The 23,346-nt window shown below is 60.0% G+C and carries 22 protein-coding genes; 15 read left to right on the top strand and 7 right to left on the bottom strand.

Annotated elements, in window-relative coordinates:
• The first annotated feature begins 127 nt into the window (after window positions 1-127).
• On the top strand, window positions 128-2,707 hold the full coding sequence (locus AC54AG_RS06895; protein WP_496629845.1) for an AAA family ATPase: 2,580 nt from the start codon (window positions 128-130) through the stop codon (window positions 2,705-2,707).
• Between the two features lie 481 nt (window positions 2,708-3,188).
• On the opposite strand, the gene AC54AG_RS06890 is transcribed toward AC54AG_RS06895, so the two are convergent.
• Entirely contained in the window at window positions 3,189-4,172 is a 984-nt protein-coding gene (locus tag AC54AG_RS06890; RefSeq protein WP_456130912.1) for an OmpA family protein, read from the bottom strand.
• On the bottom strand, window positions 4,172-5,038 hold the full coding sequence (locus tag AC54AG_RS06885) for a hypothetical protein (RefSeq protein WP_496629844.1): 867 nt from the start codon (window positions 5,036-5,038) through the stop codon (window positions 4,172-4,174). Before AC54AG_RS06885 ends, AC54AG_RS06890 begins: the two co-directional genes overlap by 1 nt.
• Before the next feature lie 390 nt (window positions 5,039-5,428).
• On the opposite strand from AC54AG_RS06885, the gene AC54AG_RS06880 reads away from it, so the two are divergent.
• A complete protein-coding gene (locus tag AC54AG_RS06880; protein WP_496629843.1) occupies window positions 5,429-6,790 on the top strand; it encodes a chitinase in 1,362 nt (453 codons plus the stop codon).
• Between the two features lie 64 nt (window positions 6,791-6,854).
• On the opposite strand, the gene AC54AG_RS06875 is transcribed toward AC54AG_RS06880, so the two are convergent.
• The gene (locus AC54AG_RS06875; protein ID WP_496629842.1) at window positions 6,855-7,634 is read right to left on the bottom strand and encodes a hypothetical protein; all 780 of its coding nucleotides are present in this window, start codon (window positions 7,632-7,634) and stop codon (window positions 6,855-6,857) included.
• Between the two features lie 218 nt (window positions 7,635-7,852).
• Between AC54AG_RS06875 and AC54AG_RS06870 the strand changes: the two genes are divergently transcribed.
• A complete protein-coding gene (locus AC54AG_RS06870) occupies window positions 7,853-8,281 on the top strand; it encodes a DUF2061 domain-containing protein (RefSeq protein ID WP_034748226.1) in 429 nt (142 codons plus the stop codon).
• A gap of 92 nt (window positions 8,282-8,373) precedes the next feature.
• Here AC54AG_RS06870 and AC54AG_RS06865 read toward each other — a convergent pair whose 3' ends face one another.
• Complete coding sequence (locus tag AC54AG_RS06865; RefSeq protein WP_496629841.1) at window positions 8,374-9,834, bottom strand: amidase; 1,461 nt, start codon at window positions 9,832-9,834, stop codon at window positions 8,374-8,376.
• A gap of 101 nt (window positions 9,835-9,935) precedes the next feature.
• Here AC54AG_RS06865 and AC54AG_RS06860 point away from each other — a divergent pair, with 101 nt between their 5' ends.
• Entirely contained in the window at window positions 9,936-10,844 is a 909-nt protein-coding gene (locus AC54AG_RS06860; protein WP_338678706.1) for a LysR family transcriptional regulator, read from the top strand.
• Window positions 10,845-10,847: 3 nt separating this feature from the next.
• Here the strand turns inward: AC54AG_RS06860 and AC54AG_RS06855 are convergent, their stop codons facing one another.
• Complete coding sequence (locus AC54AG_RS06855; protein ID WP_496629840.1) at window positions 10,848-11,642, bottom strand: SDR family NAD(P)-dependent oxidoreductase; 795 nt, start codon at window positions 11,640-11,642, stop codon at window positions 10,848-10,850.
• A 154-nt stretch (window positions 11,643-11,796) separates the two neighbouring features.
• Between AC54AG_RS06855 and AC54AG_RS06850 the strand changes: the two genes are divergently transcribed.
• From AC54AG_RS06850 to AC54AG_RS06820, 7 genes are all read left to right on the top strand, one after another.
• On the top strand, window positions 11,797-12,201 hold the full coding sequence (locus AC54AG_RS06850; protein WP_051990904.1) for a MerR family transcriptional regulator: 405 nt from the start codon (window positions 11,797-11,799) through the stop codon (window positions 12,199-12,201).
• Window positions 12,198-12,851, top strand: a complete 654-nt coding sequence (locus AC54AG_RS06845; RefSeq protein ID WP_070301692.1) for an SMI1/KNR4 family protein — start codon at window positions 12,198-12,200, stop codon at window positions 12,849-12,851. Before AC54AG_RS06850 ends, AC54AG_RS06845 begins: the two co-directional genes overlap by 4 nt.
• A gap of 100 nt (window positions 12,852-12,951) precedes the next feature.
• Window positions 12,952-13,503 (top strand): DUF4142 domain-containing protein, encoded by a 552-nt coding sequence (locus AC54AG_RS06840; protein WP_034748240.1) that lies wholly within the window; start codon window positions 12,952-12,954, stop codon window positions 13,501-13,503.
• Between the two features lie 111 nt (window positions 13,504-13,614).
• Complete coding sequence (locus tag AC54AG_RS06835) at window positions 13,615-14,001, top strand: hypothetical protein (protein ID WP_128141487.1); 387 nt, start codon at window positions 13,615-13,617, stop codon at window positions 13,999-14,001.
• A gap of 7 nt (window positions 14,002-14,008) precedes the next feature.
• On the top strand, window positions 14,009-14,446 hold the full coding sequence (locus AC54AG_RS06830) for a hypothetical protein (protein WP_219329068.1): 438 nt from the start codon (window positions 14,009-14,011) through the stop codon (window positions 14,444-14,446).
• Between the two features lie 239 nt (window positions 14,447-14,685).
• Complete coding sequence (locus AC54AG_RS06825) at window positions 14,686-15,153, top strand: cache domain-containing protein (protein WP_034748249.1); 468 nt, start codon at window positions 14,686-14,688, stop codon at window positions 15,151-15,153.
• 96 nt (window positions 15,154-15,249) lie between these two features.
• The gene (locus AC54AG_RS06820) at window positions 15,250-16,803 is read left to right on the top strand and encodes a methyl-accepting chemotaxis protein (protein WP_235194178.1); all 1,554 of its coding nucleotides are present in this window, start codon (window positions 15,250-15,252) and stop codon (window positions 16,801-16,803) included.
• Here AC54AG_RS06820 and AC54AG_RS06815 read toward each other — a convergent pair.
• Together AC54AG_RS06815 and cadR are read right to left on the bottom strand one after the other, a co-directional pair.
• Window positions 16,797-17,879, bottom strand: coding sequence for a hypothetical protein (locus AC54AG_RS06815; protein ID WP_496629839.1), 1,083 nt, complete (start codon window positions 17,877-17,879; stop codon window positions 16,797-16,799). The two genes, AC54AG_RS06820 and AC54AG_RS06815, sit on opposite strands and share 7 nt — an antisense overlap.
• 10 nt (window positions 17,880-17,889) lie before the next feature.
• Window positions 17,890-18,321: a Cd(II)/Pb(II)-responsive transcriptional regulator gene (cadR, locus tag AC54AG_RS06810; protein WP_034748257.1), complete on the bottom strand. Its 432-nt coding sequence runs from the start codon at window positions 18,319-18,321 to the stop codon at window positions 17,890-17,892.
• Between the two features lie 97 nt (window positions 18,322-18,418).
• Between cadR and AC54AG_RS06805 the strand changes: the two genes are divergently transcribed.
• The 4 genes from AC54AG_RS06805 (at window position 18,419) to AC54AG_RS06790 (ending at window position 23,346) form a co-directional block, all read left to right on the top strand.
• Window positions 18,419-20,740 (top strand): heavy metal translocating P-type ATPase, encoded by a 2,322-nt coding sequence (locus AC54AG_RS06805; protein WP_496629838.1) that lies wholly within the window; start codon window positions 18,419-18,421, stop codon window positions 20,738-20,740.
• A gap of 85 nt (window positions 20,741-20,825) precedes the next feature.
• The gene (locus AC54AG_RS06800) at window positions 20,826-21,644 is read left to right on the top strand and encodes an alpha/beta fold hydrolase (RefSeq protein WP_496629837.1); all 819 of its coding nucleotides are present in this window, start codon (window positions 20,826-20,828) and stop codon (window positions 21,642-21,644) included.
• A gap of 69 nt (window positions 21,645-21,713) precedes the next feature.
• Window positions 21,714-22,265 carry an alpha/beta hydrolase gene (locus AC54AG_RS06795; protein ID WP_496629836.1) on the top strand — a complete coding sequence of 184 codons (552 nt, stop codon included), beginning with the start codon at window positions 21,714-21,716 and terminating at the stop codon, window positions 22,263-22,265.
• A gap of 28 nt (window positions 22,266-22,293) precedes the next feature.
• Window positions 22,294-23,346: an alpha/beta hydrolase gene (locus AC54AG_RS06790; protein ID WP_496629835.1), complete on the top strand. Its 1,053-nt coding sequence runs from the start codon at window positions 22,294-22,296 to the stop codon at window positions 23,344-23,346.

Raw genomic sequence — 23,346 nt, 5'->3', positions numbered from 1 at the left:
GTGCAAATTAAATTATTTGTCTCACGGACTTAGTTTTTTTTCTGATAATATGGATATCGTTACTAAGTAAAATTGAGATGATAGAAATTTTAATGCCAATTTATGAAATACCATAAAGGAAAATTTGATGTCGACAATTCAAGAGGATGTTCATGAATGGCTTTTGACGCAACAGGAGTGGCTTCAAGTCGCAGCTGATAGGCTAATGAGAAAAGGTGTACTCAGTGATGACGATATGTTGGAAATTACGGCCATTCTCAAGACTCCTGCCGGTCAACTCGTCACTAAAAATCGGATATTCGAAGGACTGATTGTCGGAGGAGATGGTGGACATGAACTTCGTCTGAATTCTATCGGTAGCGTTGTCGGCATCGAAAATCTTTGTCCGAGACAGCCGTTGGTTTTTGGGCCAGGAAATTTAACTATAATTTATGGCCACAATGGATCGGGCAAATCTAGTTATTCTCGGATTCTTAAAAGAGCATCTGGGAAGCCTAGGGCAACAGACCTAAAACACAACGTGTTTCAGCCTATACCTATCGATAAAAAATGTACTATTTCTTATAAGTACAGCGGCGAAGATACCGCAATCGAATGGATTGCCAATGGTGAAGTAATTGACAGAATTCGCGCCACGGATATTTTTGATAGCGACGAGGCTGGATATTATTTAAGCAAGGAAAATGCTGCGGCATACACACCGCCTATGGTGGCCATGTTTGAATCGTTGGCTTCCGCAAGCGATAGTATTAAAGATTATTTGCAAGCAGAGCAGGATCGATTGATTAGTGTGCTTCCTAAAGTTCCTGCTAATTTCCTTCCAACTGTGTGTGCAAAGCAGTATCTAGCGCTCCAAGGGATAAAAGAATTAGCGCTCAAAAACCTGCTTAGTTGGACAGAACTGGATGGAAATAAGCTCGATGAACTAGTTGAGCGCTTAAAGGTAGTCGATCCAGCAGCACTTGCCAGGAAAAAGAGAGCAACAAAATTGCAGGTGGAACATTTAATCACCAACCTAAATCACGCCACGAAAAATTATGGTTTGGCTCATATTGAACTTGTGAGAATGCTTCGAAGCGACGCATGGGCTAAACGGAAAATTGCGACTGAAGCGGCGCAAGTTGTATCTGCAAGATTAGATGGTGTTGGATCACCCACCTGGCGCGCTCTCTGGCTTGCAGCAAAAGCATATTCTGCCACCGCATATCCCCAACAGGTTTTTCCAGTAACTAACGATGCATTTTGTGTCTTGTGTCATCAAGAGTTAAACATCGACGCCCAACAACGACTTAAAGATTTTGAGGCGTTTGTACATAGCAAGTTGGAAGCCGAGGCTAAGTCTGCAGAGATACTTTATGGTGACGTACTAAAAAATCTTCCTGTTGCTTTAAATCAACAACAGATTGATACGCAGTGTGAGGCCGCTGGCGTTAGTACTGATGAATGGAAGCAGAATTTTTACAGTTTTTGGACTATGGTTATACAGGTTCGAAATAGTTTATTGACTGATGAAGCAAATGAAATAGCTATTCCTGTTGATGAGCAGACTGAGAACTTACGCATACTTCGTGATTATGTTTTGCAGCTAGAGTCGGAAGCTCAACGCTATGATATGGATGCAATGGGATTTGATCGAGGTCAAGCTGAAAACGCCAAATTAGAGTTGGAAGCACAGAAATGGGTATCGCAACAGGCGGCAGCTGTTCTTATAGAAATCGAGCGGTTGAAGAAAATCAAAATCTATGAATCTTGGAAGGCGCTGACTAATTCGAGGAAAATATCCGTTAAAGCAAGTGATGTTTCAGAAAAGTTCATTACTCAAGCATATGTGGCGAGGTTCAATAAAGAATTGCAAGCACTAGGCGCACGGAGAATTCAAATTGAGCTTGTGAAAAGTCGAACGAGTCGAGCCAAGGTATATCATCAGCTAAGATTGAAGGGCGTAAAAAATGATCAAGCAATGCCTGAGGCCATCCTGAGTGAAGGTGAACGAAGAATTATTTCACTTGCAGCATTTTTAGCAGATGTGGCGGAGAAGCCGCAAATTGCCCCATTTATTTTTGATGATCCTATTTCCTCTTTGGATCATGATTTTGAATGGAACGTTGCTGTGCGTCTGGCTGAGCTAGCAAAAAGTCGACAAGTTTTGGTGTTTACACATAGACTTTCACTGTATGGATTAATGGATGACGCAGCAAAGAAAATAGGCGAAGATTGGAAAAAGAAAAATTTCACTCAGTTATGCATTGAAGCATTTTCGGGTGCTGCGGGTCATCCTGTTGAACAAGCCGTATGGAATGGGAAGACTGAGAAGGCAAATAATATACTAACAACTCGAATTGATGCGGCAAAAAAGATCGGTGATGTGGATGGTGCTGAGACGTATCGCGGTTTAGCTCAGGGGATATGCAGCGATTTCCGGAAGTTATTAGAGCGCACTGTCGAAGACGATCTTTTCAACGAGGTCGTTAAACGTCATCGTCGAAGCATAACAACTGATAACCGGCTTGGGACAATACACTCAATTGAAGCGGAAGATTGCCATCTTATTGATAGATTGATGACCAAATATTCATTTTATGAGCATAGCCAATCTCAAGAAGTTCCAGCTTTCATTCCAGAAGCGGTTGAATTGAAGGAAGATATTGAATTACTTAAGCAGTGGCGCACTGACTTTACTAATCGTCGTAAGTTGGCTGCTGCCTAAGTAGGTTGGTGCAATGGTTCTCGGCCATTAGGTTTTTTCAATGGCTGAGAAATTTTTCTATATTTTGGCATTCTTTAGGTTTTCATGAGGGCGAGGTGGCGCTGGGTGATGATGACAAAAGGTCCAAACGCCTGGCTACTTTTCTTGTGATGCGTAAGAGAGTCTGAATGTACTAAAAGTGTCGCCCACCTCCGCCCATAATTTGACATAATATAAATTATGCGAAGTCATGGATGGTTTCGTCAAATCCCTCATTTTGCAACTTGTATAATCGCAAATGCGATTTCAGCCTTCTACGCACTGCTGTGGTGCCATGGCTTTTTGCACGGTTCCTTCGCGCCTCGATGCACCGCCCAGCTCGAACACAGCGCGTACGTTCCCCGATCTTTGGTATTGGCTGTTCCAGTTCGCTTCCGGCGGCTGCTTTGCGTCGCGCTTCGCAGATCGTCCAGCACGCCCGTAGGCCTGTCCACGCGTGCCACTACGGCTGCGGCTCCCAAACAAACACGGTTGCGCGGCGTGCTCTGGCGTATTCGGCTGGCGATGTGGCCAGGCTGCCTGCGCCGGTAATTTCAATGCTCCAGCGTTTCGCCGGCGCATGCGTGGCCAGGCATAGTGCTGCCGATGCGGCGCGTTGCAGGCTGAGCGCGTTGTTGGCGGCCGGTGTGCCGCGCTCGTCGGCGGCGCCGGCAATCTGCACGCGCTGGGCGTTCGGGGACGCTTTTGTCACGTTCGCGGCGAGCCGTGCGCATTCTTCCTGCCTGGGTGTCGAACTGCCCGTCGCGAAGCTGATTTCGGCTGCCAACGTCCATTTTCCGGAGCCGCCGGCGACGATGCGCGCGCCGCGCTCGTTCTGGCGTTTGATCTCCTGGGCAAGGTCGGCCACGGCGGCGGACAGGCGATCGACGGTCTGCGGGTCTGGCGGGATAAACACCGGGTCTGTCGGCGGCGTCGTGATGTGCCCGCATTTGATGGCCGACGGGCCCATGCAATCTTGCCGCAAGTCCCCTGCCGCCACCTTGGCGTCCAACACGTCGTCGCGCCGGGCGCCGTTGGCGACGGCGGCGTCGAGAACCGGTGCGGCGCTGCCCGGTTTGCCCACGGCCTTGAACATCGCGTTCAAGACGCTGGCTTTTTGTTCCAGCGCCGTTTGATAGGTGTCATAGTCGATCGAACCGCTCCAGAAGCCGACGCAAGCCGAATAACCTTCCTGGACTTTCTCCCTGACCAGCGGCGCAAACGCAACCGGTTTGATGGAATAGGAACCGGCCAGATAGATACCGGTCTTGCCGAGCGGTACCTCAAGCAGCGTCTTGCAGCCATCTTCAAACGCGGCGCGCAAGCCCTGGCACATGTTTTCTGCCAGCGGATGCACGGCCGGTTCGATGCTGCAGCGGCCTTCGTGCTGGAAACCCGCATACAGCGCGAGGGCCGCCGGGATGATCACTTCCAGGTAGGGACTCATTATTTGGCGACCAGGCCGGCGGCCACGGCGTTCTCGCCGCCGGACACCGTGCATGTCACGGCCGGCGCATTCTTGCTGGCGTCGCGGGCGTTGACCAGGCGCTGGCCGCCCGCCTCATAAATCTGCTCGAGCATCAGGCGCAGCGCCTGGGCTTCGTCATACTTTCCCATGCCCAGACCGATGACAATCGCGCGCGTCTGGTCGAGCGCTGGCCGGATGGCGACGGAAAAATCGTCCTTGGTCAAACACACCTTGGCAGCCGAACTTACTGTTTTCGTTCCGCTTGCCGAGCTTCCTTTTTTCCACTCCACATCCACTTCCTTGATGTGCAGGAAATCATAATAAGGAATCGCAGCAACAAGCACGACGGAATCAATCTCATGGCGCTTGTTTGAAAAGCTGGCGTTGACGGCTGCTTTGTGCGCCTTTTTTTGCTCGGACAAGCGCGCCAGCTGCTGCTCGTACTGCGCCGCATCGTAGGCGGGCCAGGCATTGATGCCTTTGGAAATCTCCTCCATATATCGCTCATGTACCTGCGTCATGGCCGCCTGGTCAGGCCGCGCGACAACTTCTTCCAGGATGCACAGACGCTGCGCGAACAGGGTTTTGACGAGGGCTTCGTCACCGACGCCCATTGAACTCCACTTGGACGTGATGGGGTTCATTTCCTTGCCCTCGATGACAGGCTTGAGCTGGAACGCCAGCCGGCCGTCCTTTCCCGTGAGGCCAGGACAACTGCCTTGCGCGTCGCCGACCAGCTTTTTTTGCTGGGGAGTCAACTCGGGAGTCAAACTTGCACAACCGGCAAGCATGGCGCTTGCGGCGATGGCACAAAGCCACAAGATCAGCGGGCGCAGTGTTTTCATTCTTATCCCCTGTGTTGAGGCAATAACAATATGCGCAACGATACGCCGAAGATGAGCGTGGAAATACGTTTATTGTCACAATGAAAATCTACAACAACTGTCACCGTGCCCTGGGCAGACGCTGCCCCAGCCGCTCTGCATGGCGTCCACCTCCCTTCCCCACCCTGCTCCCGGCGCCATTCCTGGCACCATACCAGCACGCCGGAAAACAGCCACTGGTATGGCCCGCATCGCCCGTCTACTGGGGAAAGGTGGCAACTGGTATTGTGATCTTGCGCAAAGAATAAAACCAGTTGACTACCACCTGCAATGCTTGCACTCTGAAAAATCGGACGGTGTCCAGCCGGCCGGCAAAAAAATACACAAGGAGACGCAATGAACCGGACAGTCATGAATACCCTCATCATTACCCTCTTCGGGGGAACGTTGGCAGCCTGCGGCGGAGGCAGCGAAGGATCCAGCGCAGGCGCCAGCCAGCTGCTGGCCGGCGCCACGCAAGCGGTCGCCTGCTACGCGCCGTGGAACAGCGGCACGGCCTACAACGGTGGCGGCCGGGCCAGCTACAACAACGTCAATTACACGGCCAACTGGTGGACGCAAGGCAATAACCCGTCGACCAGCAGCGGCGGCGCCGGCAGCGGCCAGCCTTGGACCGCAGTGGGAGACTGCGGTACGCCGACACCGACTCCTACGCCAACTCCGACACCAACGCCTACCCCAACACCTACGCCGACTCCCACCCCGACACCGACGCCAACTCCGACACCGACACCGACACCTACTCCAACACCGACGCCTACCCCCACGGGCCTGGCGAAACACGCGCTGATCGGCTACTGGCACAACTTCACCAACCCCAGCGGCGCAACGTATCCGATCAGCCAAGTCAGCGACGACTGGGACGTGATCGTCGTCTCGTTCGGCGACAACGCGGGCGGCGGCAATGTCAGCCTGACCATCGATCCGGGCGCCGGCACGGAAGCGCAATTCATCGCCGACGTGGCCGCCAAGCGTTCCAAGGGCAAGAAAGTCATTCTGTCGCTGGGCGGGCAGAACGGCTCCGTTTCCGTCGGCAACACGGCCGAAGCGACGAATTTCACCAACAGCCTGTACGCCATCATCACCAAATATGGCTTCGACGGCATCGACCTGGACCTGGAAAACGGCGTGGCGCAAGGCGCGGCCATCCAGACCTATCTGCCGATCGCCGTGAAAAACCTGAAAACCAAGGTCGGCAGCAGTTTTTACCTGTCGATGGCGCCGGAATGGGTGTACGTGGAAGGTGGTTACACCAGTTACGGCAGCATCTGGGGCGCCTATATTCCCATCATCAACGCCCTGCGCTCGGAGCTGACGGTGCTGCACCCGCAGTACTACAACAATGGCGATATCTATACGCCGTACGCCACGGGGCCCATCAAGGCCGGCTCGGCCGACCAACTGGTGGCCACGGCGCGCATGCTGATCGAAGGTTTCAATTACGGCAGCAATACCTTCGCCGGCCTGCGTCCGGACCAGGTGGGCTTCGGCGTGCCGTCAGGGCGCAGCTCGGCCGGTTCGGGTTTCACGACGAATGCCGACGTCAGCAACGCCCTCAATTGCCTGACGCGTCTGCTCAACTGCGGCACCATCAAGCCGCTGCAGGCGTATCCGGACTTCCGCGGCGTAATGACGTGGTCGATCAACTGGGACCGCCACGACAACTATAATTTCTCCGTGCCGACGAAGACCGTGCTGAAGACCTTGCCGTAACGGAGCATACAGGCCGGACGAGCACTCACCTCCTCCGGCCTGCATACTATATAGATAGGCGTGCTTACGCTACGGGCTGGTACACGAGACGGTCCGGGTCGGCAATCAGGCGGTCCAGCATGCGGTCGCGCCAGCTTGGCTTGCCGTCATGGGCAAGCACATGGCGGGCATAGGCGCAAAAGCAGGCAGCGTCGAGATGCCCGGCGCGAGGAATACCGATACCGCCAAAACGACGGTCCAGCACGAAGAACCGCAGGCGCCAGGTGATGACCGTCGCGCCGGCCACATCGGTTCTTTGCCTGTCTTCACGCGTGACGGCCACGGAAATGAGCTGCGCATGGCGTTGCTGCAGCTGGCAGAACAGGCGCCAGGCCTGCATGTCCGGCTCATAGCGGCAGGTCGACACGCCCTGCACCAGCGGATAGCGGCCGGTGCGGCGCGCAATGCGGTCGCAGGCGAACTTCGCCAGCACCGTGCGGTGATTGCCGCCGCCGTCCGTGTACCAATCGTGGCCATCGATGGAACTGAGCACGATGCCATTGTCGAGTTCGCCGTTGAAATAGTAGTCCGGATTGCGTTCATATTGAGCAAAAACGGCGCGCATCTTGCCCGGTTTGTATTGCGGTGCCAGCGCCGCGTCGCACCACGACTGGCCCGCATAGTGGTCCGACTGGCCGACGACGCTGCGCATGTCCATGAGAGCGTTGCGCCGCAGGCACTCGCGCACGACGAAATCATCGAGATTGGCGCCGTGTTGCGCAGGAAAAACGTCGCGCCACTCGGCAATCACTTGCTGCGACCAGGGCTGTGGCGTGGTCAGTACATCGTCAAAAAGGGTGGGCATGCTGTTCTCCAGAAACCCCAGCACATGCTGGTTTACTGTGTAGGTAGCAAATGCGCGTTTTGGACGGGATCAGCCCGGTTTCGTGAAAATATAATGAAATGCCAGATGTTGATAGTTTATTTCTATTGATTCGGTTAAAATATTTTGCTTCCTTTTGCAAATGAGAATCGTTACTATCTAAATCAAGGATAAGCGAATTCAACAGAAAGGAGCCTCCCTTGTTCACAGCCATCAAAACATTCAGCCAGGTTTGCACGCATATGTCGATCGCCTTCGGCCTCGCCTATTTGCTCACGGGCTCCCTGGCGCTCGGTGGCTTGGCAGCAATCATCGAACCGGTCATCAACGTTGCCCTGCTGCCATGGCATGAAAAAGCCTGGCACGCGATCCGCCGCCGCTACGCCGCCAGCCGCCTGGGCTTTGCCGCCCTTGCCGGTGAAAAGCTCAGCCAGACGACCCTGCACATGGGCGTGGCGTTCGGCGTCATGTACTGGGCCACCGGTTCCCTGGCGTTTGGGGGCTTGCTGGCCGTGGTCGAGCCGATCTGCAATGTGATCGTCCTGCCCTTCCACGACCGGCTGTGGGAAAAAGCCCGCTTTCGCCTGGAAAGCCGCAGCGCGGCGCCGCTGGCGACGCTGCCCACCTGATATTTTTCACCCAAAAACAAGGACTGGGGCCGGACCCGGCGGGTCCGACCCCGGCTTCTTGCCGTAGGCTAAAGCCGATATGGCAGCCGGTTTCAGCCGCCTTCATGGCATGCTGACACCTTGCCCGCCCACACGGGAGGCCTTTTTTGCCCCCACGGCGCCGCCCGCTCCAGCTGTCCCGCCAGCCGCAGCAAGATCCCATCGTTCGCATAACCGGCCATGAATTGCATGCCGATCGGCAAACCGTCATTCGACATGCCGAGCGGCACGGACATGGCTGGCAAGCCCGCCACGTTCGCCAGCGGCGTGTACGGCGAATGCTCGAACAGGCGCGCTGTCCAGCCAACACCGTCAAGTTTTTCCTCCTTTTCGCCATAGCGGCCCAGCTGCCATGGCACATCCGGCATGGTGGGCGTCAGCAGCACGTCGTACTGGCCAAACAAGGCGCCGGCCTGGCGCGTGACCGTGTTGCGCACGTCCAGGGCGGCCACGAAGTCGACGGCCGACACCGTTTGGCCATGACGATAGCAGGCCAGGGTCGCCGCTTCCAGGGTGTCGAGTGACACGGTCCGCCCGCTCTCTTGCGCCAGGGCGTCTATCCACGGCACCAGGTTGGCGCACCAGATGCTGGCGTTCGCCTGCACGAACGCTTCCCACGACACGCCCAGCGCGGGCGGGACTTCTTCCACGTGGTGGCCCAGGCTTTCCAGCAGGCGCACGGTCGTGTCCAGCGCGGCATCGATGGTGGGCACGGGATGGGCGCCATTGCACGCGGCGCGCTGCACGGCGATGCGCAGCTTGCCCGGCGCCACGCTCACTTGCGACAGCCAGCTGTGGCCGGGCGCAGCCGTCACATATGGCTCGCCCGGCAGCACACCCTGCACGCAATCAAGCAAGGCGGCGCTGTCGCGCACGGTGCGGCTCACGCCCAGCTGCACGCCCAGGCCGCTGAAAATTTCATCCATGGCGGGGCCGTTCGAGACACGGCCACGGCTCGGTTTCAAGCCGAACAGGCCCGTCGACGCAGCCGGCACGCGGATGGATCCGGCCGCATCCGTCGCATGTGCCAGCGGCACGATGCCGGCCGCGACGGCCGCCGCCGCGCCACCGCTGGAGCCGCCCGCACTTAATGACACGTTCCAGGGATTACGCGTGACGCCGTAGAGCACGGGTTCCGTGGTGGTGGCAAAGGCCATTTCCGGCGTGCTCGTGCGGCCAAAGGTGATTAGCCCGGCCTGGCGGAACTGCGTCATCAGGTGGGAATCCAGCGCGGCGATGTGGCCGGCGCCCAGGCGGCTGCCCGCTTCGCTGCGCTTGCCTGCCATGGTGACGGCCACATCCTTGATCAAAAATGGCACGCCGGCGAACGGCGCCGTGTGGTCGATGTGTGTGAAATCGGCTGGCCACAACTCGACCACGGCGTTGATGTGCGGGTTGACGGCGGCGCAGGCGCGCACGGCCGCATCGTGCAATTCAGCCGCAGAGACGGCGCCATCGCGCACTAGCTGGGACAGCCCCAAACCATCAAAGCTCGTATATTCATGGAGTTGCATCGGTTAGTTCCTGTAAAAGATGAAGAGTGAGAATCACAGGAACTACTGTAGGGCTTGCGCTATCATAGTGGAAATGAATAGTTAATATACAAGGTATAGTCATGAACAATCTGCATAAGTTGGATTTGCACAAGCTGGACTTGAACCTGCTGCTGACCCTGAATGCCTTGCTGATCGAGCGCAACGTGACGCGGGCAGCCGCGCGGCTGCACTTAAGCCAGCCATCCGTCAGCGTGCAGCTGGGCAAGTTGCGCGCCGCTTTCGACGATCCGCTGCTCTTGCCCGGTCCGCGCGGCATGCTGCCCACGGCGCGCGCGCTGGCTCTGTTCGCACCGTTGCAAGCCGTGCTGGCGCAGCTGGAGCAAGTCTTGCAGCCGGAACAGGCGTTCGACCCGGCCACGGCCGAGGTGCGCTGGAACCTGGCGGCGGCCGACGCCACCGAATATGCGATCCTGCTGCCCATGCTGCCCGCCTTGCGCGCGCAGGCGCCGTTGTCGCGCATGGCCGTGTTCGAGGCCGTGCCGGCGCGCATGGCGCAAGACCTGGAAAATGGCCAGGTCGACCTGGGCTTTCTGGCGCAGGAAGAAGCGCCACCCGGCTTGCGCCACCGCACCTTGTTTACCGAACACTACGTGCTGGCGGGCCGCCGCGACCATCCGCTGCTGCAAACAGCTCCCGACCTCGATCAATTTTGCACGCTGGAATTCATTGTCGTCTCGCCCAACGGCGGCGGTTTCCGCAGCAATGTCGATACGGCACTGGAATTGCTGGGCCGAACGCGCAAGGTGGTGCTGTCCGTGCCGCATTTCCTCATCGTCCCACCCTTGCTGGCAGCATCGGACATGGTGGCCCTGCTGCCGTCGCGCCTGCTGAAAAACGCGCTGGGCGGCCTGCGCACATGGGAGCCGCCCGTCAGCCTGCCCGATTACGAGATGGCCATGGTCTGGCACGAGCGCATGCACCTGGACCCGGCGCACCGCTGGTTGCGCGAGCGCATCATGGCCTTCTGAACCCTAGCCCGCCTTCGGTTTGAGCATGCCTTCCACGATACCCAGCACGGTCTGGCGCGGCAACAAGCGCGGCAGCCACGCCAGCAGCCGGTTGGGTCTGCCCGCCACATGGCTGCTGCGGCCCTGGTCCAGCGCACGCAGCGCTTCATCGACGACGGCTTGCGGATCCATGCGCTTGCCCACGGCCGCTTCGGGCGCGGCCACGACGTCGAAGAAGGCCGTCTCCGTGGCGCCCGGGCACAGGGCCAGTACGCGCACGCCGCGGCTGCGGTTTTCCGCCCACAGCGCTTCCGAGAACGACAGCACGAAAGCCTTGCTGGCGCCATACACGGCCATGTAGGGATCGGGCTGCAGCGCCGCCGTGGAGGCCACGTTGATGATGGCGCCACGCCCTTTGGTCAGCATGTGCGGCAAGGCGCAGTGCGTCATTTCCATGAGCGCAGTGCAATTGACGGTCACTTCAGCCGCCTGGCGCGCCAGGTCGATGCTTTCGAAGCGGCCATGCGTGGCGAATCCCGCGTTATTGATCAGTACGTCGGGCGCCATGCCCAGCGACCAGGCTTGCGCATAAGCTTGTGCAGCGGCGCCGGGCTGGCTCAGGTCGGCCACCAGCGCATGGGCGCGGATGCCATGACGCTGGGAAAGTTCTTTGGCCAGGCTGTCGAGCACGGCGCCGGAACGTGCGAGCAACAGCAAATGGGCGCCGCGCGCGGCCAGGGTTTCCGCAAAGACGCGGCCGATGCCGGACGAAGCGCCCGTGATCAGCACGGTCTGGTTGGTGTAATTGAAAGCGGTCATGGCAGTGGTGTGGAGTAGAAGAAGTTTTCAATGTAAACTGTAGACTTTAGTCCACGGTCAAGCGTGAAATGCAAAAAAGTGCACCTGGTTGCGTTGCATAGGCTTGCCCTGCACATTTTTCGCGTCCCGCAAATTAGTAGAAAGTCAAAAAACCATGCGTATCGGAGAAATCACCCGCCTGACGGGCGTCAGCAAGGACACGGTGCGCTTTTACGAGCGCCAGGGGCTGCTGGATGAAGCCCCGCAGCCGGGCCTGACGAATAACTACAAGGAATATTCGGCGCAAGCCTTGCGGCGCATCGAGCTGATCGGCCACGCCAAGGCGCTGGGTTTCACCCTGAAGGAAATCGCCGACGTGATTGCCGTCTGGCAGGAAAACGCGCTCGATGCGCAGACCAAACGAGCTATGCTGGAAACGAAAATTGCCCAGATCGATGACAAGGCACGCTCGATGGCCGTGCTGCGCGCGGGCCTCGTCGATGCGCTGGCCAAGGTGGAGACGGGTTGCAACGATGTGGCGCCAGTGGAATACAAGAATAAATACAAGGATAATCAATGAGCAACTATTACACGCGCTACCGCCACCTGGCGATCGAGGACGCCAAGCCAGCCCCCACGGCGCGGCAGATCGCCGCCATCGAGGCCTTGCTGGAAGCGCCCTTGCCGGCGGCCTTCCTGGCGTTCTTGAAAGTGGCCAACGGCGCCTGTTTTGACTACACCTGTGATGTGCCGGACGGCAATGGCGGCGTGGAAAAAATGGGCTTCAATACCTTCTTCAGCGCCGATGAAGGCGATTTCTGCGATGAAACACTGGTCGGCGAAATCCGCGCCGCGCGCAAGCACACGGACATGCCCGTGCGCATCCTGCCGTTCGCCCGCGATGGCGGCAATTCCATGGTCTACCTGGACCTGACGGACGAAGGCGGCGGCCGCGTGCTGGCCTATGTGCAGGAATTGCCGGACTGGACGGGCAAGCGCGCCCACGGCCTGATGGAACTGGCGCCATCGTTCGACGCCTGGCTGGACAGCCTGTACATCGACCGCGACACGGTGCTCGATGAACTCGAACACAGCGTTTCGGAACCATCACACCTGGACGCGATGGCAGAATGGCTCGATATCGGCATGCCCGCCTGGCGCCGCGATGCGGGCATCACCGCTTTGTTTGCTCTTAAACAAGTCGAATTGTGCGCTAACGAACAGGACTAGTCCTACGGGCATAATCGCGACTGTCCTATGGGTGTGCGCAGGCTGCTGGCTTAACATTGTCATCAGCTTGTAGAAAAAACCACACCCGAAAGGATTTGCCATGCCTATCCCTACCACCAGTTCCCGTACCCCCTCCCTGAAAAGCGTGGCCATCGGCGCCGCCGTGGCCTTGTTGAGCGGCATCGCCATCAACAGCATCGCCGCTGCCGCACCGGGCGCGTACGACAAGCAATTCCTCAGCAAGGCCGCTGACGCGGGCAGCACGGAAATTGCCGCCAGCAAAGTGGCGCAAAGCAAGAGCTCCAATGCGGAAGTGAAGAAATTCGCCGATGCCATGGTCACGGATCACACGAAAGTCGCTGACGAGCTGAAACAGCTGGCCAGCAGCAAGCAGATCGAGGTCAGCGATCAGCCCGGCAAGAAACACCAGGCGCAGATCGACAAGCTGAGCCGCCTGGAAGGTGCGCAGTTCGACAAGGAATATGCGGCTACCATCGGCGTGGCGGCGCACAAGGACGCGGTGAAACTGTTTACGGATGCCAGCCAAAAGGCCAGCGATCCCGAGATCAAGGCCTTTGCCGCGAAGACCTTGCCAGCGTTGCAACATCACCTGGAAATGGCCAATACCTTGCATGCGGCAGTGGGCAAATAGCCAAGTTGACGGCAATTAGCGGGGACATGCTTGCTGTACGTGCCGTACGGCAAGCATGTCTGCTCTTGACATACAATGCGGCAACTTCGTTTTCGGCCATGCCATGACCTCATGCAGCTACTCAAGAAAACCGGCCTGATCGCCGCCGCCTTCCTGCTCATCTTCCTGCTGGCAGGCTGGCTCTTCATCAAAGTCAGCGCGGCGCGCAATGCCACCGTGTATGCACAGCAGTGGAACAACCAGGGCACGTGCGTGATCAAGACCTATGTGCCGCACTACGGCAACGGCGTGCCGCAGAACATCGTGCGCGCGCTGAGCACATCCACCTTCTTCCGCGTCTACCACAAGGATGGCACCTTGCTGGAAAGCACGGAATGGGTGCTCGACATGCATGAAGACGGCATCCTCGACCATGCACGCTGGGGCGAGAACCAGACCCGCGCCATCTACCCGACCGACCTCGGTGACGAAGGCTGGACCTTGCCTGTATGCGCGTGAACGGTCGATGAGCACGCAAAGACCAAAGGGCCTGCGCAGCCCCTGGGTCGACGTGCCATATGAGCCCACGCTTTACCATTTCCTCGGTCCCTTCGACGTGTATGACCGTGAACACACCCTGGGCGCGGAGCTCGCCACCTGGAACATGAACGACCCGGTCCAGCGCGCGGCGCTGATACGGCGCGACATCACGTCCCAATACAAGGAACTCAGCTACCGCCACCGCCATGCGCTGGTGGCCGTGCTGGCGCAGGCGTTGCAAGACCCCGCTTTCGATTTCCAGGCCATCCTCGAGCACGACCCCGAGAGCACATACGCCCTGCCCGCCTTGTGGGATGAAATGGACGATCCGCGTGCCTTTTTCGCCGACATTTACCGGCTGGTGCAGCAGGGCTGGCACGACGACCTGGCGCGCGCTGCGGCGGAAGACCCGGCCAGCTGGTAGCGCGGCGCGGCCGCCACACTATCGATACGATAGCTTCCAGCCGTTTTTTCCCTCTGTGAACGCGATTGCGGCCATCTGCACGCGACGTTGCAAAAACGCCCCACTCAAAAAAATACTGTTGCACCAGCGCATGTCTGCTGGCATCGCGCTACTATGAAACGTCGGCACTTCGATAGGCGCCGCCTCACCGCACCGGTTCCCCGCCGGCTTCCCCCTGCCGCAATGTGAAGGAGATTCTCATGCCCAAGTTCACCCCTGCCATTTGCCTGTCGGCCATGCTTGCCGCCGCGATGCTGCCCGGTATCGCCAGCGCTGCCGAAGGCGGCGCCACGCGCGCCGATGCCGAAGCGATGGTCAAGAAAGGCGTGGCCTATATCAAGAGCGCCGGCGACGCCAAGGCGTATGGCGAGATCACGGCCAAGTCACCCCAATTCATCCTGCACGACCTGTACCTGGTCGTCTATAAACTCGACGGCACGGTCGCCGCGCATGGCGCCAACCCGAAAATGGTCGGCAAGAACTTGATCGAGCTGAAGGATATCGACGGCAAGGCCTTCGTCAAGGAACGAGTCGACCTGGCCAAGAGCAAGGGGACGTTCTGGCAGGAATACAAATTCACGAACCCGGAAACCAAGAAGATCGAGCCAAAGGTGATGTACTGCGAGAAACTGGCCGATTCCGTCGTCTGCGGCGGCATCTACCTGTAGCCGGCCGCCGCGCGGCCAGCGCCGGGATGGCACGCCGATCTCTCGACGAAGCTTTCAACGAATTTCTCAACGAACTTTTCAACGCTACGGGCCTCAATGAAAATCGCACAGAAGATGTTGATCGTCCCGGTGGTCGCGCTGGCTTGCCTGCTGGCCATGGGTGCCTTGTCCTACTTCGCCATGCAGCAGAATGAGCAGCGCATGCATGAACTGAAAGACGTCACCCTGACGGCCGAACGGCTTGCTAACCAGCAAGCTATTGCCTTGGGCCAGGTACATGCCGACGTGTACGCGAAGATCGCCATCGCGGCCAGCCTGTCCGAAGAGCAGTTCAAGCAATTCGGCGCGCAAACGGATGGCCAGCTGAACGCCATCGCGCAAGGCTTGAAGGAGCTGCAGAAATTCTCGGGCGCCGCCACGGAAGCGGGTCAGGCGCTGCCCGGTGTCGAGCGCTACCGTGCCAGCGTGGCGCAGGCACTGGACCTGGCGTCCATGGACCCGAACACGGGCGTGGCCGCGATGCAAAATGCCGCTGGGCACTATCAGCAAGTGCGCGGACAGCTGCGCCAGGTACTGCTCAACCTCGACCAGCGCACGGTTGTAGCCTTGCAGGAAACAAAAAATGCGGGCCAGCGCGCCGGCTGGCTATCGCTGGGCACCATGGCTGTCGGCTTTGCCTTGCTGGCCCTGATTGCCACGTGGGTGGCGCGCTCCGTGGTAGGGCCCATCGATGATGCCTGCCGCGCGGCCGAAAGCCTGGCCGCCGGCGACCTGACCACGCGCATCGAAGCCCGGGGCGACGATGAGGTGGGCAAGCTGACCCGGGCCCTGGCCACCGTACTGAAGAACTGGAACACTTTATTGGGCGACATACGTCAGGCGGGCTCCACCATCACGGTGGAAGCCAGTGAAATCGCGCTGGGCAATGCGGACTTGTCGGCCCGTACCGAGTCGCAAGCCCATTCCTTGCAAGAAACGGCGTCTTCCATGCATGCCTTGACGGATACCGTGCGCGAGAATGCCAGCCATGCGCACCAGGCCAACCAGATGGTGCTGTCGACGTCGAATGTGGCGCTCGAGGGCGGCCGCGTCGTGGGCCAGGTGGTCGAGACGATGGGTTCGATCAAGGCCAGCTCCGGGCGCATCGTCGACATCATCGCCGTCATCGACGGCATCGCGTTCCAGACGAATATCCTCGCGCTGAACGCGGCCGTGGAAGCGGCGCGCGCGGGCGAACAGGGGCGCGGCTTTGCCGTCGTCGCCACCGAGGTGCGGGGCCTGGCCCAGCGTTCAGCCACGGCGGCGCGCGAAATCAAGCAACTGATCGAGGATTCCGTCGCCAGGATAGAAACGGGCAGCGAGCTGGCCGACAGCGCCGGGCGCACCATGGGAGATATCGTCGCCTCCGTCCAGCAGGTGACGGAGATCATGAACGACATCACGGCAGCCAGCCAGCGCCAGAGCAAGGGCATCGAGGAAGTCAATAATGCCATCACGGAAATGGACGAATTGACCCAGCGCAATGCCGCCCTCGTCGAACAATCGGCCGCCGCCGCGCAAAGCATGCAAGACCAGGCGCATGACTTGCTGCGCGTGGTTGACGCCTTCCGCCTGGGCGATGGCGGCCCGCCGTTGCTGCCGCGTCAGTAACGTTGCGGCATGGCAGCCTTGGCGCAGGCCAGCATTTTCCTGCCCGCCTCGGCCAGCGCGGGGTCCGGGTCCGTCTGCAAGGCGCTGCCCCGGCTGTTCTGATCCTCGTAACTGCCCAGCATGGCCGCATACAGCGAGGCCTGGTCCTGCTTGCGCCAGGTGGCGCTGGGGAGATTGCCGGGGGTGACAGGTATGCCGATGCTGAAGTAGCCATACAGGCCGCCCACCTGTTTCTTGTGCAACCATTCCATCAATTGCACGATGCGGTACTGTTCCAGCAGGCTCAGTGCGTGAACATTGACGCTGGACAAGGCGTAATACAGTTCCAATCGGGCCATCCAGTTGCCTTTTTCGCCGGCCGCCACCAGCGCATCCCAGGCGGGGCCGGCGCGCACCTTGCGCACATCGCCCGGCAATGCCATCCACGCTTCAACAAAGGCCTGTTCCGGCACGGGGCCATAGTCAGCGGGCGCGCGGCAGACGAACTGGCGCGCATCAAGCCCGCCATCCTTGAGCGCGCTGGCAATCTGCCCGGCCACCTTGTCGCCGATGCCCAGCAGGCGCTTGCCATAGCTTTCCAGGGTCCAGTTCGAAGGCAAGCGTCCCAGCCAAGCCAGATCATCGTCGTTGGCGCGGGCCTGCACCGCATAAGCGGCGATCCTGGCCTGCATCTTGACTTCTTTCTGCTGCTCCGCCAGCTTGCGCGCCTCTTGCTCTTCGTCATAGCGGCTCGTGGTCTTGGCCAGTTGCATGCATTGCTGGAAGGCGTCCGGCGCGCCCTGCCAGCATGCGGCGGGCACCTTCAACTGCCAGCGCATGCTGACGGTTTTCAGAATATACGTGTCTTCGCCCTCCTCCCCTTTGACATAGGCGCGGCCGTCGGCCTTCGTCACGCCTTTCGCCAGCTGCTTGCCGCCAGCCGTGCTCCACGTATACGGGTCATCGTCCTGCGGCACGCCGGGCGCGGCGTACAGGGTCAGGTAGTGGCCGGCTGCCGCAGGCGTATCGGCGGCATGGCTGAGCGGCGACAGCAGGGATAAAGCCAGTAAAGTTCTTCCAGGTGTCAGTTTCAGCATGCAGCAATCGTCAATGAAGTTCGGTATGGCAGGCGCAGTCGTGGCCGCTGGCCGCCTCGGACAGGTTTTGCAGGATCGCGCAGTCTTGCGACGGCTGCGGCTGGTCGCACTGGTGGCGCAGGGTCACGAGTTGCTGCTGTAATATCTGCAAATTCGCCATTTGCTCGGCAATGCGCAAGATATGGTGGTCGAGCAATTCATTGACGCTTTGGCACCCTTCTGCCGGATTATTCTTGAATTCCAGCAAGGCGCGGATATCGGTCAAGCCGATCTGCAGCGAGCGGCAATGGCGGATGAATTGCAGCCGTTCCTGGTGTTCTTCGCGGTATTCGCGGTAGCCAGCGCTGTTGCGGCCCGGTTCCTGCAGCAAGCCCGCCTTTTCATAGTAACGCACGGTTTCCACGTCACAATCCGTCCGTTTGGCCAGTTCTCCGATACGCATGGCATCCCCTTTCATTCTTTCGCGCAAATTGCGCTTGACCCTGTAGCGGCTACAGGGTTTCTAATGGAAGCATACACGAAACCGGAAGGACGATGCGATGCCACACGATAGCCACGATCACGACCACGCCCATGCGCACGACCATGAGCACAAGCACGACCATCAGCATGATCACAAACATGAGCACAAGCATGACCATGCGCCCAAGGCGGTCAGCTGCTGTTCCAGCCAGCATGCGTGCTCGTCCACGCCTGTCGCCCCGTCTGGCCCGGCCCTCCCCAGCACCGCCATTGCCGGCGCGAACACGGCCAAATACCGCATCGCCAACATGGATTGCCCCACGGAAGAACGGCTGATCCGCAACAAGCTAAGCAATATGGCCGGCGTCGTGGGCCTCGATTTCAACCTGATGAACCGGGTGCTCGACGTGCATCACACGCTGCCCTCGCTGGCCACGGTGGAAGCGGCCCTGCACGGCATCGGCATGCAGGCCATTCCCATGGAAGCGAACGCTACTGTCGCGCGGGATCCGAACGAAGGCAGCCTGAGCGGCCTCCAAAAGGGCTTGCTGGTCGTCTCCGGCCTGGCTGCCGCCGCCGCCGAAGCGCTGGCGTGGACCACGCATGAAGACAGTTCGCCACTCGTCATCGCCCTGGCCCTGTTGTCGATCGCCACGGGCGGCTGGCCGACCCTGAAAAAGGGCTGGATTGCCCTGAAAACATTCACGCTGAACATCAATTTCTTGATGAGCCTGGCGGTTTTCGGCGCCGTCGCCATCGGCCAGTGGCCGGAAGCGGCCATGGTCATCTTCCTGTTCGCCATTGCCGAACTGATCGAGGGCCTGTCCCTGAACCGCGCGCGCAACGCCGTGCACAGCCTGATGCAGCTGGCGCCCGACACGGCGACAGTGGCCGACGCCAGCGGCGCCTGGCAGCAGGTATCCGTCGCCACGGTGGCCATCGGCGCCTTGATGCGCGTCAAGCCGGGCGAACGCATCGCGCTCGATGGCGTGGTGGCCAGCGGCGAATCGTCCGTCAACCAGGCGCCGATCACGGGTGAAAGCATGCCCGTGGACAAGGCCGTGGGCGACGTCGTGTATGCGGGTACCATCAATGAACGGGGCTTGCTCGACGTCACGGTGACGGCCAACAGCGGCAACAGCACCCTGGCGAAAATCGTCAAGGTGATCGAGGAAACCCAGGGCAAACAGGCGCCCACGCAGCGCTTTGTCGACAATTTCGCCCGTTACTACACGCCGGCAGTCGTCGTCTTCGCCATCCTCGTAGCCGTACTGCCGCCACTGCTGCTGGACCAGCCGTTCATGGCCTGGGTGTACAAAGCGCTGGTGATGCTGGTGATCGCCTGCCCTTGCGCGCTCGTCATCTCCACGCCAGTGACCGTCGTCAGCGGCCTGACGGCGGCCGCGCGGCGCGGCATCCTGGTCAAAGGCGGGCAATTCCTGGAAACGGGCTACCGGATCAAGGCCATCGCCGTCGACAAGACAGGTACCTTGACCATGGGCAAACCAGCGGTCACGGACGTGGTGGCCATGGAAGGCAGCAGCCGCGACACCATCCTGCTGCTGGCTGCCAGCCTCGATGCCAACTCGGCCCACCCCCTGGCCGCCGCCATCGTCAAGGCCGGTCCGCCCGCCGGCAGCCACTTGCCCGTGACCCAGTTTGCCGCCCTGCACGGACGCGGCGTGCAAGGCACGATCAATGGCCAGACGTATTACCTGGGCAATGCCCGCCTGATGACGGAATTGAAGATACTGACGCCGGCACTGCAAGCCATCCTGGTGCGGCTGGAGCAGCAGGCGTACACGGCCATGGTGCTGGCCACCTCCGCCGGCGCGCTGGGCGTGATCGCCGTGGCCGACGTGCTGCGCCCGACGGCGGCGTCCGCCATCGCCAGATTGAATGCGCTGGGCGTCACCACCGTCATGCTGACGGGAGACAATGCGCTGACGGCGCAGCGCATCGGCGCCGAAGTCGGTGTCAGCCTGGTCAAGGCGGAGTTGCTGCCGGAAAACAAACTCGATGAAATCAAGGCCTTGCAGCAGCAGTTCGGCGTGGTCGCCATGCTCGGTGACGGCGTCAACGACGCCCCGGCTCTGGCGCAAGCCGACATCGGCTTTGCCATGGGCGCGGCCGGCAGCGACACGGCCATCGAAACGGCGGACGTGGCCCTGATGGATGACGAACTGGGCAAATTGCCTGAATTTATCAGCCTGAGCCAGCGCACACGCAGCATCCTCGTGCAAAACATCAGCTTTGCCATCGGCATCAAGGCCGTCTTCTTCGGCCTGGCCCTGGCCAGCATGGCAACCCTGTGGATGGCCGTGTTCGCCGACGTGGGCGCCAGTCTGCTGGTGGTGGCGAACGGCCTGCGCTTGCTGCGCAAGAGCCAGCAAGCATAGTCCCTAGCAGAAATATTTCCATCTGGACAATTGCTGTAAAAAACGCTACTTTGGCGCTTGATCTCCACCGCCGCCAAAGTAGCCGATGACCCTCCTGCCCCGCCTGACCCTGCTGGCTACCTTGCTTGCCAGCACCTGCCTGCATGCCGAACCCCTCGTTTTCACGCTCTGCTCCGATACGGCCGCGCCCGGCAGCCTGTGCTCGGGCTTGAACGTTCCCGGCAGCTACGATGCCCAGGGCCGCGCCATCGGCGACGCAGATGCCATGCACGTCTTCGTGCGCAAATTTGCCGCCGATGTGCCTGCCGGCAAGCCGGCCAAAGGCACTCTGTGGCTGGTGGCGGGCGGTCCCGGCGAATCGGGCGCCGCGTTCTACAGCCTGCTGCCCACCTTGCGCCGCAGCTTTCCCGGCTTTGAATTCCTGATTCCCGACCACCGGGGCACGGGCCATTCTTCGCGCCTGTGCAAGGTGGAAGAATCCGAACAAAGTCCCGGCGGCCGCGCCCTGGCCGGGGCCGAATGGGGCAGCTGCTTTGCCGGCATCAACCTGGTGCCGGAATACGCGGGCCAGTTTTCCATCACGATGGCGGCGCGCGACTTGAAAGCCCTGATCGAAGGCGAACAGGGCAAGAAGAAGCCGCCCGTGTATGTATACAGTGTGTCGTATGGCACGCAGCTGGTCTTGCGCACCTTGCAGCTGGGGCCGCTGCCCGTCCAGGGCATCATCCTCGACTCCTTGGTGCCGCCGCAAACGGATGCGCGCTGGGACTTGAGCCAGCGCTCGCACGTGGTCAACACGGTCGGCATGCAGGTACTGGCCCGCTGCGATGCGGATGCGGCTTGTCACGCGGCATTGGGCGAGCCGGCTGCCACCTTGTACCGCCGCGTGCTGGACAAGGCGTAAGCGGACCCGGCCCTGCTGGCGACCATTCCCGGCAAGAACCTGAAAAACTTCCTGGGCGGCATGCTTGACGTGCCAAACGCCCGCGCCCGCATTCCGTATCTGCTGCAAGACCTGGACCGGGGCGGCGAAGCGGAACTGGCGTCCGTGCGCGCCACGTTGACGGACGCGGCCACCAGCCTGGGCAGTTATCCCCAGTCGCCGCTGTCGATTCCGCTGGTCAGCATCATCAGCAATTCGGAAAACAATCTGCAGCCGTCGTTGCGCCCCGGCTGGACGGCCGCAGACATCGCCCGCGAAGAGGCGGACTTGCTGTTTACCAGTCCCCTGCCCCGCATCCTGCTGGGCGGCGGCTTGCCCACCTACCCGCGCGACGCCTATTTCGGCGTCTTGCCGGAGAAAATGCCGCCAACTTTGGTACTGCAGGGAACCCTGGATCCGAAGACGCCATACGCGGGCGCACAGGCGCAAGTGCAGGCTTTGACACAGAGCAAGGCCGGCAAGGTGGCCCTGTCCACCGTGCACAACGCCCCGCATTTCATTTTATGGACGGCGCCCGCCTGCTTTGAACAGGCCAGCACCCGCTTTATTGCCGGCAAGCCGGCGCACGATTGCACGCTGTAGTTCCACCAACTAGTTTGAAGAGGACGAAATGCGCATCACAGGCCTGGCATTGCTGCTGTTATCTTGTTACGGCGTAGCGCAAGCGGCGCCGCCCGCCTCCCCGTCCATCTGCGCCTCGCCCGCACAGCCGATCCGCGAACAAGGCTATGTGCCCATCAATGGCATCGAGCAATGGATCACGGTCACAGGCGCCGCCTGCGGCAATCCCGTAATCCTGTTCATTCATGGCGGCCCCGGCAATGCGTTGAGTCCGTACGCGGATGCCATCTACGCCGGCTGGGAACGCCACTACACCCTGGTGCAATGGGACCAGCGCGGCGCCGGCATGACGTATGCAAAACAGCAGCCGACGGAAGACGTGCCCTTGACGGTGGAACAGATGCGCGACGACGGCATCGCCGTGGCCCGCTATATCCAACAGCATCTGGGCCAGCAGAAGGTCATTTTGATGGGCAGCTCCTGGGGATCGATACTGGGCGTGCACATGGCCAAGGCGCGCCCCGACCTGTTCCACGCGTATATCGGCACGGCGCAGGTGGTCAATGCGCGGGATAATGAAACGGGCATGTACCGGGAAGTGATGGCGCAGGCGCAAGCGGCTGGCGATACCGCCACGGTGGACAAGCTGACGGCGCTCGGTGCGCCGCCATGGCGCGATCCGCGCAACTTCGGCATCTTGCGCCGCTTCGACCGCAAATATGAAGGATTGGCAACGGATCCGCCGCCCAGGCACTGGTGGCAGCCGGCGCCGTTCTATGCCACGCCGCAAGCCCTGGCCGATGCCGAGGCGGCAGACGACTATTCGTACATCCAGTTCATCGGCCTGCGCGGCGACGGCATGTTCGCCAAGGTCGACCTGCCCGCGCTGGGCACACGCTTTGACTTGCCCGTGTTTTTCATCATGGGCGAAGCGGACTTGCTGACCTCGCCCGCTATCGCGCGCACCTATTTCGACAGCATCACGGCGCCGGCCAAGGATTTTACCGTGGTGAAACGCGCCGGACACGACCCCAACCAGGCCGTGCTCAACGCCCAATGGACGGTCTTGCGCGACAAGGTGGCGCCGCTGCTGAAGCGCTGA

The sequence above is a fragment of the Janthinobacterium sp. BCJ23 genome (assembly GCF_059617945.1).
Note: the sequence above shows the minus strand (reverse complement) of the source record. Positions and strands in the feature narration are given on the sequence as shown.

Bases quoted from the DNA above. Each gene is read 5' to 3' on its own strand.
- AC54AG_RS06825 (WP_034748249.1), top strand. From the start codon at position 14,686: ATGCCCAAGTTCACCCCTGCCATTTGCCTGTCGGCCATGCTTGCCGCC.
- AC54AG_RS06865 (WP_496629841.1), bottom strand. From the start codon at position 9,834: ATGCAACTCCATGAATATACGAGCTTTGATGGTTTGGGGCTGTCCCAG.
- AC54AG_RS06890 (WP_456130912.1), bottom strand. From the start codon at position 4,172: ATGAGTCCCTACCTGGAAGTGATCATCCCGGCGGCCCTCGCGCTGTAT.
- cadR (WP_034748257.1), bottom strand. From the start codon at position 18,321: ATGCGTATCGGAGAACTGGCCAAACGGACGGATTGTGACGTGGAAACC.
- AC54AG_RS06835 (WP_128141487.1), top strand. From the start codon at position 13,615: ATGCAGCTACTCAAGAAAACCGGCCTGATCGCCGCCGCCTTCCTGCTC.
- AC54AG_RS06800 (WP_496629837.1), top strand. From the start codon at position 20,826: ATGACCCTCCTGCCCCGCCTGACCCTGCTGGCTACCTTGCTTGCCAGC.
- AC54AG_RS06820 (WP_235194178.1), top strand. From the start codon at position 15,250: ATGAAAATCGCACAGAAGATGTTGATCGTCCCGGTGGTCGCGCTGGCT.
- AC54AG_RS06860 (WP_338678706.1), top strand. From the start codon at position 9,936: ATGAACAATCTGCATAAGTTGGATTTGCACAAGCTGGACTTGAACCTG.
- AC54AG_RS06805 (WP_496629838.1), top strand. From the start codon at position 18,419: ATGCCACACGATAGCCACGATCACGACCACGCCCATGCGCACGACCAT.
- AC54AG_RS06850 (WP_051990904.1), top strand. From the start codon at position 11,797: ATGCGTATCGGAGAAATCACCCGCCTGACGGGCGTCAGCAAGGACACG.
- AC54AG_RS06855 (WP_496629840.1), bottom strand. From the start codon at position 11,642: ATGACCGCTTTCAATTACACCAACCAGACCGTGCTGATCACGGGCGCT.
- AC54AG_RS06815 (WP_496629839.1), bottom strand. From the start codon at position 17,879: ATGCTGAAACTGACACCTGGAAGAACTTTACTGGCTTTATCCCTGCTG.
- AC54AG_RS06885 (WP_496629844.1), bottom strand. From the start codon at position 5,038: ATGAAAACACTGCGCCCGCTGATCTTGTGGCTTTGTGCCATCGCCGCA.
- AC54AG_RS06840 (WP_034748240.1), top strand. From the start codon at position 12,952: ATGCCTATCCCTACCACCAGTTCCCGTACCCCCTCCCTGAAAAGCGTG.
- AC54AG_RS06830 (WP_219329068.1), top strand. From the start codon at position 14,009: ATGAGCACGCAAAGACCAAAGGGCCTGCGCAGCCCCTGGGTCGACGTG.
- AC54AG_RS06845 (WP_070301692.1), top strand. From the start codon at position 12,198: ATGAGCAACTATTACACGCGCTACCGCCACCTGGCGATCGAGGACGCC.
- AC54AG_RS06895 (WP_496629845.1), top strand. From the start codon at position 128: ATGTCGACAATTCAAGAGGATGTTCATGAATGGCTTTTGACGCAACAG.
- AC54AG_RS06790 (WP_496629835.1), top strand. From the start codon at position 22,294: ATGCGCATCACAGGCCTGGCATTGCTGCTGTTATCTTGTTACGGCGTA.
- AC54AG_RS06880 (WP_496629843.1), top strand. From the start codon at position 5,429: ATGAATACCCTCATCATTACCCTCTTCGGGGGAACGTTGGCAGCCTGC.
- AC54AG_RS06875 (WP_496629842.1), bottom strand. From the start codon at position 7,634: ATGCCCACCCTTTTTGACGATGTACTGACCACGCCACAGCCCTGGTCG.